The sequence below is a fragment of the Aestuariivirga sp. genome, from assembly GCF_020252395.1.
In the GTDB taxonomy this organism is placed as follows: domain Bacteria; phylum Pseudomonadota; class Alphaproteobacteria; order Rhizobiales; family Aestuariivirgaceae; genus Aestuariivirga.
Genome location: NZ_JADCDB010000015.1, coordinates 42443 through 56641 on the forward strand (window position 1 = coordinate 42443; position 14199 = coordinate 56641).

Genomic DNA, 14199 nt, shown 5'->3' on the forward strand with positions numbered 1-14199 from the left:
AAGCTGGGGCCCAGCTTTGGCCGTCTGCCATGCGGAAAGCTGCATCCAGGCCCGCGCCGGGATGACGCCGCGGTTGGGGCGACATATCCCGTCTGATAACCTCCCCCACCCATGCCGCACTCGCCCCTCCTCCGCCACCTCCGGGACCTCGCCGCCGTCGCCACGGTGGTCCTCTTCATGTTCCCGCTCTTCTGGTGGGGGCTGAACTCCATCAAGCCCGCCCATGCCATCTTCGCGAATTTCAGCGTCACCTGGTTCGACTTCACCCCCACGCTCGACAATTACCGGGTCACCCTTGCCGGCGAGGGACCCGCCTTCTTCGCCTCCCGCCAGGCCATCCTCGACACGATCCTGGTGGCCACTGGCGCCACCTTGCTCACCCTTCTCGCCGCCCTGCCCGCCGCCTTCGCCCTCTCCCTCCTTTCCTTCGCCCGCAAGCGCGCGGTCTTCCTCTGGCTGCTGTTCCACCGCATCCTGCCGCCCATTGCCGTGCTGGTGCCCCTCGTTTTCGCCTTCACACTCGCAGGGCTGCGTGACACGCGGACTGGCGTCATCCTCGCCCACGCCGCCGTCAACCTCCCCTTCGCCGCGCTGCTGCTCAAGTCCTTTCTCGACGAGGTGCCGCGCGAGGTGGGCGAAGCCGCGCTCATCGACGGCGCCACCCGTCTGCAGAGCTTCACCCGCATTTACGCGCCCCTCGTCAAAGGCGGCATCGCCGCCACTGCCGTTTTGTGCTTCATCTTCTCCTGGACGGAATTCCTCATGGCGCTGTTCCTCACCAGCACCATCCGCCTGCTTCCCGTCCAGTTGAGCCTTGTCGTCACCCAGACCTGGGGCTTCACCGCAGCCCTCTCCACCGCCTCGATCCTCCCCGCCTTCCTCTTCGTCCTCCTCGTCCAGCGCCACCTGGTGCGAGGTCTCACGATGGGACTGGCGAAGGGGTAGCCGCCACACCCCTGGCGCCATCGCCCCGCCTGCGTGCCGTCACCCCCCGTTTTCGCTGGGCTGACGGCCGGAAGGGAAAACCCAATTTCGGAGAATGCGCCTTCTTAGCAAAACGAGCGCGCGCTGTCAAGGACTATTTTCCCTCACTGGACTTTCAGATCCAGAAACTCCGGCAGGTGGAAACTCATCTTCGCATAGGCCGGCAGCGCATCCTCCGCCGCGGACCGCGTGGACGTCAGCAGCACGGAATTATGGGGCGGCACTGGCTTCGAGGGTTCCTTTGGCGCCACGTCCTTCAGCACATCCGCCACCCGCCGGGCGATAGCCGGCGCCGGGTCGATGTAGCGCACCACCCAGGGCTCCACCTTCGCCATCTCGTCGGCAAGCAGCGGGTAATGGGTGCAGCCCAGCACCACGACGTCGGTGCGCCTTCCGCCCTCCTCCACGAACACCGGCGCAATCTCAGCCTTCAGCTCCGCAAGGTCGGCAGGAACGCCCTTCAGCTTGCGCTCCGCGATCTCCGCCAGTTTTGGCGCGCCATGCAGGCTCACATGGCAGTGCGAGGCGAAGTCGTGGATCAGCGCATGCGTATATTCGCGCCTGACGGTTCCCGGCGTCGCCAGCACCCCGATGATATGCGACTTCGATTGCGCCGCGGCGGGCTTGATCGCCGGTACTGTCCCCACGAAGGGCACATCGAACTTTTCCCGCAACTGGGCGAGCGCGATGGTGGAGGCGGTGTTGCAGGCAATGACCACGATGCCGGGCTCCACCCGCTCGATCAGCTTGCCCATTACGGACAGGATGCGCTGGACGAGCGCCCGCTCCTCCCACGCGCCATAGGGGAAGGCCGCATTGTCGGCCGAATAGACGAGATGCGCGAAGGGCAGTTCGTGGCGCACCGAGCGCGCCACGGTGAGCCCGCCCATGCCACTGTCGAACAGCAGAATGCGCGGCTGGCTCATCCTTCGCCCCGCTCCCTCCCGCGCTGTTCCTTCCGCTTCTCATGCGCGCGGGTGAGCGAGGAGACGATGCCGCGCAGCGAGCGCACCTCCTGTTCGGTGAGTTCTGCCCGGCCGAAGAGGTTGCGGATATTCCGCATCATGCCCGGCTTCTTGTCCTCCGTCTTGAAGAAGCCCGCGATGTCGAGCTCGCGTTCGAGGTGACCGAAGAAGCCGTAGAGCTCCTCCTTGGTGGCGGGGCGGGTGCCGGGCATCACGAGGCCAGGGCCTTCCAGCGCCGGCAGCTCCGGAGTATTTTCGCCCAGCGTGGTGGCCAGGCCCTTGTACCACTCGTACCCCATCAGCAGCACTGCCTGCGCGATGTTGATCGAGGCGAAGGCGGGGTTGACGGGCGCGGTGACGATCACGTCCGCCATCGAGATCTCGTCATTGGAAAGCCCGGTGCGCTCGCGGCCGAAGAGGATCGCCACCGTCTCGCCACGCGCCACGCGGACGCGCATGTCCTCCCCCGCCTGCTCGGGCGTGATCACTTCCTTCACCATGCCGCGCGGCCTGGCCGTCGTGGCATAGACGTAGGTTACGTCGGCCAGCGTTTCCTCCAGCGTCCAATGCACCGTGGCACGGTCGAGAATCCAGTGCGCGCCGGACGAGGTGGCGAGCGCCTTCTCGTTAGGCCAGGCGTCGCGCGGGTCGAACAGCCGCATCTCGTGGAGGCCGAAATTCGCCATGGCGCGCGCCGCCGTGCCGATGTTCTCGCCCAGTTGCGGGTTCACCAGCACCGCGATGGGTGCGGGCCCCAGCACCTGCTTCTTCGTCTTGTCGGTTCCTGCCATGGTGGCGCTGCAATAGCGGCCTCAGCCCCGCCCGTCCAGCCACCGCGCGGTGCGCAGTTCCGGGAACCAGCGCGACCAGAAGAAGGCCACCCCCATGGTGCCCACACCCCCGAGCGCCACGGGCCCTCGATGATCGTTCCGCGCAATCAATCGCAAAGCGCAGGCAGTGCCCGCGGCGGGGCCTGCCGCCCGCGGCTGAAGCGCCTGAAATGTCATGAAGTTCGCTTGCCACCGCGCGGCAAAGCCACCTAACATCGCAATCCGATGCGCCAGATTCTCAGCCCCCGCACCTGCCAAGCCGCTTGCCCGGCGCGGGCCGCTTGGCCGTGCGCCCGGCCGAGATGAGGGCCGGGGCCCCGCCCGCCGGCGCCGCACCGTTGCGCGTCTGGCTCGGCTTTGCCGCCATGTCGCTCGGCATGTTCATGGCGGTGCTCGATATCCAGATTGTCGTCACATCGCTGCCCGCCATCCAGCAGGCGCTGGGCATAGATGCCGACCTGATGAGCTGGGTGCAGACCTCCTATCTCATCGCCGAGGTCATCGCCATTCCGCTGACTGGCATCCTCACCCGCATCTTCTCGCTCAAATACGTCTTCGCGCTGGCCATCGGGGGCTTCACGCTGGCATCGATCGGCTGCGCGCTGAGCGGCGGCTTCGCCTCGCTCATCTTCATGCGCGTGCTGCAGGGCTTCTGCGGCGGCTTGCTCATCCCGCTGGTCTTCTCCGCCGTCTTCACCTTGTTCAAGCCGGGCCTCGAACAGGCGATCGCAACCTCGGTGGCCGGCGTGCTGGCGATCCTCGCCCCGGCCTTCGGCCCGATCGGCGGCGGCTACATCACCCATCACCTCTCCTGGCACTGGTTGTTCCTGGTCAACGTGCTGCCGGGCATCGCCAGCCTCGGCGCAGGGCTCCTCACCCTGCCCGCGGCGGAGCGCCAGATGGGGTTGCTGCGGCGGCTCGACTGGCTGTCGCTGGCGGCGATCGGCGGCGGCCTCGCCGCCCTCGAGATCGGCCTCAAGAACGCGCCGGACAATGGCTGGCTGTCAGTCAAGGTTCTGGCGCTGCTCGCCGCCGCGGCGGTGCTGATCGGAGCGGCCACGCGGCGCCGCAATCCGGTGGTCGAGTTCCGGCTGCTGCGCGACCGCACTCTGGCCTATGGCTGCGCGGCGAGCTTCCTGCTCGGCGCCAGCCTTTATGGCGCGGGCTACATCATGCCGGTCTTCCTCGCCTTTGTGCGCAGGCATGACCCGCTTGAGATCGGCGGCATCGTGCTCGTCACAGGCCTCACCCAGCTCTTGACTGCGCCCATCGCTGTGCTGCTCGACCGGTATCTGCCGCCGCGGCCGCTCGCGGCGATCGGCTTTGCCGGCCTCGCGGTGGGCGTTGCCATGAGCGCCTTCCAGGACGTCAACACAGACTATGACCAGATGTTCTGGCCGCAGGTTGTCCGCGGCTGCTTCATGGCGCTGTGCATGCTGCCGCTCACGAGGCTGTCGCTTGGGCCAATACCGCTCGGCCAGGTGAGCGACGCCAGCGGCCTTTACAACCTCTCGCGCAATCTGGGCGGAGCCATCGGCATTGCGCTTGCCGATACGGTGATCTTCGGCCGCGCGGCAGACTATGCCGACAAGATCGCCGATCTGGTGCGCAGCGGCGCGCCGGAGGCCGCGCAACTCCTCGGCATGCTGCCTGACGACGTGCCTGCGCCTGATGATGCCGTGGGCATGATGTCGATCATGGATGCGATCCAGGATGCCGGCGTGACGCTCGCCATCAACGATGCATGGCTGATGTTCTCTGTCATCACGGCGGCGGCCATCCCACTGCTGTGGATGATGGGTCCGGTGCGGAAGAACCCGCACCGGAATTAGCGGATGTCGCGGTAGTCCGTGGTGGCCGGGCGCTTGAGCACGGCCTCGGAGACGAAGTTCAGCGTGTAGACTGCGGCGGTGCGCGCCAGCCCTTCCGCCTTGAGGCGGCGCGCCGAGGTCTGCATCACCAGCTTCAACATGAAGCGCACCCGCCCGGCGGCGGAGAGCCGCCGCGCGATGTCCGTGTCCTCGCCGTAGAAGGCGATGCTGCGGTCGAAGCCGCCGATCTTGACCAGCGCCTCCCGGCGCGCCGCGAAGTTGCCGCCCACGGCCATGTAGCCCGTCAGCGCCGCCACCGGCACCGCGAGCCACCAGAAGACCCGCACCAGCGCCTTCGAAACCCGCCCGAGATCGTAATAGACATAGGGACCGCTGACACAGACCGTGGCAGGGTCGGCCGCGAAGCTGTCGATCACCTGCCGGCACCAGCCCCGCGGCATGCGGGTGTCGGCATCGGCATAACCGACGATCTCGCCCCGCGCCTCTTCGAGGCCGCGCTGCCGCGCCTTGGTGAGACCCTTGTCAGGTTCATGCGCCACCCGCACGCCCGCGAAGGAGCCGGCGATTTCGGCTGTCCTGTCGGTGCTGGCATTGTCGATGACCAGCACCTCGATCGCCTCCCGCCCGGCGGTCTGCGCCACCTCGTCCAGCACATGGTGCAGGCAGTCTCCGAGATAGGCTTCCTCGTTATAGGCTGGGATCACGATGGTGAGTTTCACGATGGCGGGGATTCCGGAACGGGACGTGCGGGTGGGATTGTGACGGACAAATCACAACCATGCGGCTACTGCAGAGCACAGCCCCGCACAAGGATTTTCGCGGAGGGCGTCTGCCCAAACGTCAGGCTTGCCGCATTCGGCGATGACCGCCGGGACAGGATTCCGCCCCGCAGCCGGTGCGATTTCAAGCCCTTGAACCGAGAGGGGGCAAGGCGCCTCCGCCTACAGTCTGATTTGCCGCTCACCCCTCTGGCTGCTATAGGCGGTGCACCAATTTCCGCAGCGCAACAGAAGGCTTTCCCCATGGCGAAGATCAAGGTCCAGAACCCGGTTGTCGAGTTGGACGGCGACGAGATGACCCGCATCATCTGGGACCTCATCAAGAAGAAGCTGATCCTGCCCTACCTCGACGTCGACCTGCACTATTACGATCTCTCGGTCGAGAACCGCGACCGCACCGATGACCAGGTGACGGTCGACAGCGCCAACGCCATCAAGAAATACGGCGTCGGCGTCAAATGCGCCACCATCACGCCGGACGAGGCCCGCGTGAAGGAGTTCCACCTCAAGCAGATGTGGAAGTCGCCCAACGGCACGATCCGCAACATTCTGGGCGGCGTGATCTTCCGTGAACCGATCATCTGCAGGAACGTGCCGCGCCTCGTTCCCGGCTGGACGCAGCCCATCGTCATCGGCCGCCACGCCTTCGGCGACCAGTACCGCGCCACCGACTTCACCTTCCCCGGCAAGGGCACGCTCACGGTGAAGTTCGTGGGCGAGGACGGCGCGGTAATCGAGAAGGAAGTGTTCAAGGCGCCCGGTGCGGGCGTTGCCATGGCCATGTATAACTTGGACGAGTCGATCAAGGACTTCGCCCGCGCCTCGTTCAACTATGGCCTGATGCGCAATTACCCGGTCTATCTCTCGACCAAGAACACCATCCTCAAGGCCTATGACGGCCGCTTCAAGGATATCTTCCAGGACATCTACGACGCCGAGTTCAAGGCGGCGTTCGAGACGCGCAAGCTGTTCTACGAGCACCGCCTGATCGACGACATGGTGGCCTCGGCGCTGAAGTGGACTGGCGGCTATGTCTGGGCCTGCAAGAACTATGATGGCGACGTGCAGTCCGACATCGTGGCCCAGGGCTTCGGCTCGCTCGGCCTCATGACCTCCGTCCTGATGACGCCGGACGGCAAGACGGTCGAAGCCGAAGCCGCGCACGGCACGGTGACCCGCCACTACCGCCTGCACCAGGAGGGCAAGCAGACCTCCACCAACTCGGCAGCCTCGATCTATGCCTGGACCGGCGGCCTCAAGCACCGTGCCAAGCTGGACAGCAACGACAAGCTGGGCCGCTTCGCCGGCGCGCTCGAGAAGGTCGTCGTCCAGACGATCGAGGACGGCAAGATGACCAAGGACCTCGCCGTCCTCATCGGGCCCGACCAGAACTGGCTCACCACCGAGGGCTTCCTCGACGCGGTCGACGCCAATTTGCAGACGGCGATGGGATAAGGAAGCGGCGCGGGGGCCGCCAGCCTCACCCACGGCCGCGCGCTGCGCTACGGCCGGGGCTCCGCGCGCGGCCTCCTGCAACACGTCCCGGGACACTGCCCCGCATCCATATCCCCTAGTGAAAAGTTTCAGAAAGTTCGCACTGGCGTGGTGAGGAACCGCATACCTTGCCGCGGTTCCCGCGGGACTCGTTGCCGGATGTTGCTACAATCGTTCTCTGAAACCGATTGGAGACAGGCATGCCCAGCATCGACCATGAAACACGCAATGCGTTTAATGAGTTGCTTGTGATGGACGGTCTGTCCCAGCTTCCGGTGGGTGCAATTTTGCGGGTGTTGCAAACGTTACCGGTGCCTGTGCTGGCGGTGGCGGTCAGCGGAGCTTTGCAAAGCCCTTGCCGGGATGGCGGGGCGTCTCACGCGGCGAGCCCCCCGCCAGGCTCCCGATGATCGGGCAACAGGGACTGCCGTTAGCGTGACAGTTGGCATCCAAGTAATTCAATATATTGGCTATTTCAAATATCCCGCAGGGCTAGGCTGGCGGCCTCGCGGCGTGTTCAGGGACTTACCTGCTTCGGACGGTAGCTCCTAAGCCGCAGGGCATTGCTGACCACGAAGACACTGGAGAGCGCCATGGCCCCCGCCCCGATCATGGGCGACAAGAGCGTGCCGTTGACCGGGTAGAGCACGCCGGCCGCGACGGGGATCAGCAGCACATTGTAGGCGAAGGCCCAGAACAGGTTCTCCTTGATGTTGCGGATAACGGCCTGGGAGAGGCCGATGGCTGTGGGCACGCCCCGCAAGTCGCCGGACATGAGCACCACGCCGGCGCTCTCGATGGCAATGTCCGTGCCGGTGCCGATGGCGATGCCGACATCGGCGGCGGCCAGTGCGGGCGCATCGTTGATGCCGTCGCCGACGAAGGCAACGCGGCCTCGCCTTTTCAGGCGCGCGACGGCCTCCACCTTGCCGTTGGGCAGAACCTCGGCGATCACCTCATCGATGCCCAGCGTCTTCGCGATGGCCTCCGCGGTGCGGCGGTTGTCGCCGGTGATCATCGCGACCTTCAGGCCCATGGCATGCAGCGCTGCAAGTGCCGGAGGCGTTGCCGGCTTCAGCGGATCGGCCACCGCGATGATGGCGGCGAGCTTGCTGTCGATGGCGGCATAGAGCGGCGTCTTGCCCTGCTCACCCAGACGCTCCGCGCTTGCGGCGAAGGACGAGACGTCGAGGCCGAGCTTCACCATGTAGCGGTCCGCACCCACGGCCACCGCACGGCCCGCAACAAGCCCGTGCGCGCCGAAACCGGGGACGGCTTCAAAGCCGCCAACGGCGGGAATGGCGAGGCCCTTCGCCTTGGCGGCAGAGACGATGGCGGCGGCGATGGGATGCTCCGACAGGCTCTCGACCGCCGCGATGAGGGCCAGCGCCGCATCGGGCGCAAGACCGTGGACCTCGAAGTCGGTGAGTTCCGGGCGGCCTTCGGTGAGCGTGCCGGTCTTGTCCAGCGCCACCACCGCGACGTCACGCAGGCTCTGCAGCGCTTCGCCCTTGCGGAACAGCACGCCCAGCTCTGCCGCGCGGCCGGTGCCGACCATAATGGAAGTGGGTGTCGCAAGCCCCATGGCGCAGGGGCACGCGATGATCAGCACGGCCACCGCATTGACGAGTCCGAAGGTGAACGCCGGTTCCGGCCCGCAGACCAGCCAGACGAAGAAGGTCAAAGCCGCCACCGCCATCACAGCGGGCACGAACCACGCCGTGATGCGGTCCACCAGCGCCTGGATCGGCAGCTTGGCGCCTTGCGCCTGCTCCACCATGCGGATGATCTGGGCGAGCAGCGTGTCCGCCCCCACCTTGGTGGCGCGATAGGTGAAGCTTCCCGTCTTGTTGATGGTGCCGCCGGTGACATTCGCGCCTTCAGCCTTGGCGACGGGAACGGGCTCGCCGGTGATCATCGCCTCATCGACGAAGGAGGAGCCTGCGACGACGATGCCGTCGACCGGCAGCCGGTCGCCCGGGCGCACTTGCACGATGTCGCCCACCACCACCTGGTCGAGAGGAACGTCGAGGATTGCGCCATCGCGCGCGACACGCGCCGATTTGGCTTGCAGGCCCACGAGCTTCGCCACCGCCGCACTGGTGCGCCCCTTGGCGCGGGCTTCCAGCAGCCGGCCGAGCAGGATCAGCGTCACAATGACGGCGGAGGCCTCATAATAAACATTGGCCGTGCCCGCGGGCAGCAGCGCGGGCCAGAAGGTGGCCACCGCCGAATAGCCCCAGGCGGCGGTGGAGCCCAGCACCACCAACGAGTTCATATCGGGCGTGAGCTTCAAGAGGTTGGGAACGCCCTTCTGGTAGAACCGCAGGCCGGGGCCGAACTGCACGATGCTGGCGAGTAGGAAATAAACCACATAGAGCTTGAAGCGGCCGGACCCATGCAGCCAGTGGCCCACGGCGGGAATGAGGTGCGCGCCCATCTCCATCACGAAGAGCGGCAGCGTGAAGACGGCGGCGATGAGAAAGTCGCGCCTGAGTTTCGCATAGTCCGCGTCCTTCGCAGCCTGATGCGCATTGGTATCGAGCGCATCGAGACGCCGCGGCTCATAACCCGCCTGGCGGATGGCGGTCTCGATGGAGGAGAACGGTGTGCCGGCCACCAGCTTCACGGTCGCGCGCTCCGTGGCAAGGTTGACGGCGGCGGAGACGACGCCGGGCACAGCGTCGATGGCCTTTTCGACACGCCGCACGCAGGAGGCGCAGGTCATGCCCTCGATGCCAAGATCGATGGTCTGGCTCGCCACGTCATAGCCCGCACCTTTGATGGCGGCGATGACGGCCTCCGCCGTTGCGGGTTCGGCAAGGCGCACATCGACGCGCTCGGTGGCGAGGTTGACGGACGCACTCTCGATGCCGGGCACGGCGGCAATGGCGGTCTCCACCCGGCGCACGCAGGAGGCGCAGGTCATGCCCTCCACGGGAAAGCTCTGAAGCCGCGCGGGTGCGATCTGGTTCATGAGATATGGACCTTACCATGATGGAAGGGTCAAGGGGGGAATTCAAGCGGGTGCTTGACGTGGCGGCCTCCGCCTCTGCCTCACGGCGCCTTTCGCCTTCCGCTTTGCCGGGGTGATGGATCCGTGACGGAGTCACCGGGCCGGGGCACGGTTTTCTAAGATAGTCTGCTGCGCTACCGGTCGCATGGACCGAGGTGGAGCATGGACGGAAAGAACGGGTTGGAACCGCGTGTGACGGAGGCCATGGCCGTGCCGCCGCTGCGGTTTTCGGCGAAGGGGACGCTGGCGGCCGTGCAGCGCTTGCCGCGGGGCGAGGAGATCGGGCGCCTCAAAGCCAAGGCGGACGAGATCGCCATGGGCGCAAGCCGCCCAATCAGATCAGGGCCGGACAGAAGGCCCTTGCATCCGAAGCCGCCACGGAGTTCAAGTCGGCGGCATAGCCAGCGCAGTACGCTGTCTCATAACCGTGCCCCGGAACAGAATGACGATGAAGTTGCCGTTCACCACCTATGACGTTTTCACCAGCCGCAAATTTGCCGGCAACCCGCTCGCCATCGTGGAGGAGGCCGATGGCCTCACGACCGGGCAGATGCAGACCATCGCGCGCGAGTTCAATCTGTCGGAGACGATCTTCGTTAGGACTCCGGCGGATGGCGCCAACACGGCCAGCGTGCGCATCTTCTTCCCCACGGCGGAAATCCCCTTCGCCGGACACCCCACCATCGGCTGCGCCATTCACCTGGCGGCCAAGAAATACAAGGATGGCTGCTCCTTCGAGACGGTCATCCGGCTTGAGGAGGTGGCGGGCCTCGTGCCGGTGAAGGTAAGCCGCATCGGCGGCGTGCCGCGCGCCCAGTTCACCGCACCGGTGACGCCCTTCGCCGTTGAACAGCCCTTGCCCTCTCCGGAAGAAGCAGCGCGGGCCCTGTCGCTCGACCCCTCCGAGATCGGTTTTGCCGGGCACGGCCTTGGCTATTTCCAGGGCGGCCCGCGCTTTCTCTACATCCCCCTGAAGAGCCGCGATGCGCTGTCGCGGGCGAGGCCTCTTGAGCCCTATTGGACGGGTATGCTGAAGCCCATCGGCTGCCAGATGGGTTATGTCTATGTGCAGGGTGGCGACGATCCCACGACGGCCTATCGCGGACGCATGTTCGCGCCCGATACGGGCACCTTCGAAGACCCCGCCACCGGCTCGGCCACGGCGATCTTCGCCGCGCAGCTTCTTGCGGCGGAAAAACTGGCGGACGGAACCCACCGCTGGAAGCTCGAGCAGGGCTATGAAATGGGCCGCCCCTCCGACCTTTGGCTCGAGGCCGATGTTGCAGGTGCGAAACTCAGTGCCGTGCGGGTGGCAGGTCAGGCGGTGCAAATCAGTTCGGGCGTGCTAGACATCTGACGGGGAACAAGCACAGCGGACACCGGCCGGGGGAGGGCCGCACGCCACATGAAGACTATTCTGCTCATCGCCCACCTGATTGCGATTGCCACGGGCACGGGCATGAGCATTGCCAACTACATCAACATCAGGATCGCTTCGGGCGAGACGGGCGACCGGCGGGCCGCGCTGGCCTTCCTCCGCCGAATTCTGGCGCGCATCGGGGATATCGTGATCCTCGCCATCTGGATCACCGGCATCGGCCTGTGGCTGAACCTGCCGCCGCAGGACGGGCCGAACAGCTGGTTCATCGTCAAGATGGGTTTCGTGGTGCTGCTGACACTCTGCCATGGGCTTGCCCGCATGACGGCGGGCAAGATGATGCGCAGCGGCGACCAGTCGCTCTATCCGCGCATGGAGCTGCTGGTGTCGGGCGTGTGGATCTCGGCGCTCGCCGCCATCATCCTGGCGGTGCTGGCCTTCGAGACCTGACGGGCTGTGGCCTTCGCGCCACAGGCCGCGATCAAAGTAAACAGTAAGTAATAAACACGGTTGTATCCGGGCGCGAAGGCTGTTATCCGCAGCGCCGTTCCGGATGACACCGTCCGAGCCCATACGGCGCAGCGTTTCCGCTGGCCGCCGCGCCTCTCTCTGAGAACGCGCGTAGCAGGGCCGGAACAGGACTGACGGAAAGAGGAAGGTGAAACTCCAGGTGGAGGCACGCCACACGGCGTGACTGGGTTCGACTCCCATCATCGTTCCACAACTTGCGAATAGCTCATCTGGTTAGAGCAACAGACTACGAATCTGTGGGTAGAGGGTTCGAATCCCTCTTCGCGGCAGGCCTTACCCTGTCTCGTTCTGTCCAACTGAGCCTTCCGGGGCGGCCGGTGACGCTTCAACGCCACTGCGCGAGCAAGGGCGGAGGAGATGCTTGCCGCCGGCCGGCAGCCCGTGCCGCGGCGGTTGCCCGTGCGGCGCCCTGGGGCCGTCCTTCATCCTGCGGGAGGAAGGATCGCTTCTTTGGGCCCTGCACTGGCCATGCCGCAGCCCGCTGCTGGCTGGTCAAAGGCCCCCCGGAAGGTGTTCGCAACAACCGCAACCCCTAACCCAACCAACCAAGAAGGACCACCCGCCTCATGCGATGACGCTGACGCGCTTGATGAAGGAGACACTGAGATGATCGAGACCAAGACCAGATTTATCAGAACACGGATCACCGTGACGGAAGGCGAACGCGCCATTCTGTTGATCGATGGCGTGCTGGCGGGAATTCTGCGGCCGGGCCGCCATGGCTTCTGGTCGTTCCGCCGGAAGATCGCCTGCGAGGGCCATGCCTTCAAGGAGCCGGTGTTCCGCAGTGTCTATGAGCAGGCGATCCGTCTCCGTCCGAATCTGATGGCGGAACACTTCACCGAGGTGCGTACCAGTGCGGCCGAAGTCGCGGTGCTGTACCGCGACGGGAAGCTCTACAGCGTGCTGGGGCCGGATGGCCGCTTGCTGCTGTGGACGGACGCCGGTCCGTGGCGGGTCGAGATCATCGCCGTGCCGGACACGCTGGAGGTGGAGGACGCGCTGAGCCGCCGCCTCCTCGCCGCGAGCTCGGTCGACCGCGTCAAGCGCTTCGTAGTGGAGCAGGGCCAGACCGGCCTTCTGTTCATCGACGGCGCTTTCATCCGCGCGCTGGAGCCGGGGCTGCACAGCTTCTGGAACACCGGCCGAACGGTGAATGTGAAGATCGTCGACACGCGTGAGCACGCGATGGAGGTGACCGGCCAGGAGGTGCTGACGCGCGACAAGGTGTCGATCCGCGTCAACCTCGTGGCGCGCTACAGCGTGACCGATCCGGTACGCGCGGTGAGCGCCGTGAAGGACTATGCCGACGCGCTCTACCGGTCGCTGCAGCATGCCTTCCGCCAGTCGCTCGCCACGCGGACGCTGGACGACATCCTGTCGCGCAAGGGCGAGACCGATGCCGAGGCGGCGGCCGCGGTGCGCTACGAGATGCTGGCGATCGGCATCGAGGTGGCGGGGATCGCCATCAAGGACGTGGTGCTGCCGGGCGACATGCGGGACCTCCTGAACAAGGTCGTGGCGGCCGAGAAGGACGCCGAGGCCCAGGTGATCCGCCGGCGGGAGGAGACCAACGCCACGCGCTCGCTGCTCAACACGGCGCGCGTCATGGCGGAAAACCCGGCGATGCTGCGGCTGAAGGAACTGGAGGCGCTCGAGCAGATCGCCTCCAAGGTGCAGTCGCTCACCATCCACAACGGCACCCGCGGGCTGCTGGAGGACATCGCCTCCCTCAGCGCCCGGTGACGACAACGCTCCTCTCCGCCACTGGCGGGGAGGAGCCTGCCCGCGCCTTACCGCGCCAGCATCGCGGTGGCGTCCGCGATGACGTCGGCCGCCTCGTCCTCGTTTCCTGCGGCACAGAGCTTTTCGGCCTGGGCTACCATGTCCTGAACCTGGGACGTGACGTCCGCCTGGGCGCTGCTCTGCGACAGCTGTGACTTGAGGGCGGGAAGGTCGGTGTCGCAAGTACCGGCGAGGACCGGCGTTGCGAAAACGGCACACAGGCCGGGGACGAGCAGGGCGGATTTCATGGAGGCAACCTCTTTCGTCAGTGCCCGCACCTATAGCCCAGGGCGGCAGCCGCGCCAATCCTACCTGTGGTGAAATGTCGGTAGCACACGATATGTGCAGTCGTTTGGGCCCCTTGGGGAGGTCTGAAAGGGCCCTTGTCCCCGGGCGTGGTGTAGGTTCTGGGGGTTAAGCCGCTCGCGAAGCGGGCCCTTGGGGACTGTCGTGACTCTTGTGCACGGGGCCATCGTGATGGAGAGGAGAACCACCTATGGCAATCGACAAGGAACTGCTGGACAGACTTCTCGCGGGGCGTGATCCCAGGGACCTGTTTTCAAAGGATGGCCTGCTCGACGATCTGAAGAAGGCGCTGTCCGAGC

11 protein-coding genes and 1 tRNA gene are annotated in these 14199 nt (G+C 65.8%); 7 read left to right on the plus strand and 5 right to left on the minus strand.

The window, feature by feature from the left end; translation table 11 throughout:
* The first annotated feature begins 111 nt into the window (after positions 1-111).
* Entirely contained in the window at positions 112-945 is an 834-nt protein-coding gene (locus IOC82_RS08540; RefSeq protein ID WP_290545755.1) for a carbohydrate ABC transporter permease, read from the plus strand.
* A gap of 143 nt (positions 946-1088) precedes the next feature.
* Here the strand turns inward: IOC82_RS08540 and murI are convergent, their stop codons facing one another.
* Positions 1089-1910, minus strand: coding sequence for a glutamate racemase (murI, locus tag IOC82_RS08545; protein WP_290545756.1), 822 nt, complete (start codon positions 1908-1910; stop codon positions 1089-1091).
* On the minus strand, positions 1907-2740 hold the full coding sequence (locus IOC82_RS08550; RefSeq protein WP_290545757.1) for an RNA methyltransferase: 834 nt from the start codon (positions 2738-2740) through the stop codon (positions 1907-1909). Before IOC82_RS08550 ends, murI begins: the two co-directional genes overlap by 4 nt.
* Before the next feature lie 326 nt (positions 2741-3066).
* On the opposite strand from IOC82_RS08550, the gene IOC82_RS08555 reads away from it, so the two are divergent.
* On the plus strand, positions 3067-4611 hold the full coding sequence (locus IOC82_RS08555) for a DHA2 family efflux MFS transporter permease subunit (protein ID WP_366935662.1): 1545 nt from the start codon (positions 3067-3069) through the stop codon (positions 4609-4611).
* On the opposite strand, the gene IOC82_RS08560 is transcribed toward IOC82_RS08555, so the two are convergent.
* Positions 4608-5330, minus strand: a complete 723-nt coding sequence (locus IOC82_RS08560; protein ID WP_290545758.1) for a glycosyltransferase family A protein — start codon at positions 5328-5330, stop codon at positions 4608-4610. The two genes, IOC82_RS08555 and IOC82_RS08560, sit on opposite strands and share 4 nt — an antisense overlap.
* 303 nt (positions 5331-5633) lie before the next feature.
* On the opposite strand from IOC82_RS08560, the gene IOC82_RS08565 reads away from it, so the two are divergent.
* Positions 5634-6845: an NADP-dependent isocitrate dehydrogenase gene (locus IOC82_RS08565; RefSeq protein WP_290545759.1), complete on the plus strand. Its 1212-nt coding sequence runs from the start codon at positions 5634-5636 to the stop codon at positions 6843-6845.
* Positions 6846-7401: 556 nt separating this feature from the next.
* Here IOC82_RS08565 and IOC82_RS08570 read toward each other — a convergent pair.
* Entirely contained in the window at positions 7402-9861 is a 2460-nt protein-coding gene (locus tag IOC82_RS08570) for a heavy metal translocating P-type ATPase (RefSeq protein WP_290545760.1), read from the minus strand.
* Between the two features lie 481 nt (positions 9862-10342).
* Here IOC82_RS08570 and IOC82_RS08575 point away from each other — a divergent pair, with 481 nt between their 5' ends.
* The 4 genes from IOC82_RS08575 to IOC82_RS08590 all read left to right on the plus strand — a co-directional run bounded on the left by IOC82_RS08575 (position 10343) and on the right by IOC82_RS08590 (position 13555).
* A complete protein-coding gene (locus IOC82_RS08575) occupies positions 10343-11257 on the plus strand; it encodes a PhzF family phenazine biosynthesis protein (RefSeq protein ID WP_290545761.1) in 915 nt (304 codons plus the stop codon).
* Positions 11258-11305: 48 nt separating this feature from the next.
* Positions 11306-11728 (plus strand): hypothetical protein, encoded by a 423-nt coding sequence (locus IOC82_RS08580; RefSeq protein ID WP_290545762.1) that lies wholly within the window; start codon positions 11306-11308, stop codon positions 11726-11728.
* A gap of 275 nt (positions 11729-12003) precedes the next feature.
* A tRNA-Arg gene (locus IOC82_RS08585) sits at positions 12004-12077 on the plus strand.
* A 338-nt stretch (positions 12078-12415) separates the two neighbouring features.
* Positions 12416-13555 carry a slipin family protein gene (locus IOC82_RS08590; RefSeq protein ID WP_290545763.1) on the plus strand — a complete coding sequence of 380 codons (1140 nt, stop codon included), beginning with the start codon at positions 12416-12418 and terminating at the stop codon, positions 13553-13555.
* Between the two features lie 47 nt (positions 13556-13602).
* On the opposite strand, the gene IOC82_RS08595 is transcribed toward IOC82_RS08590, so the two are convergent.
* Positions 13603-13842, minus strand: coding sequence for a hypothetical protein (locus IOC82_RS08595; RefSeq protein WP_290545764.1), 240 nt, complete (start codon positions 13840-13842; stop codon positions 13603-13605).
* Positions 13843-14199 lie beyond the last annotated feature (357 nt).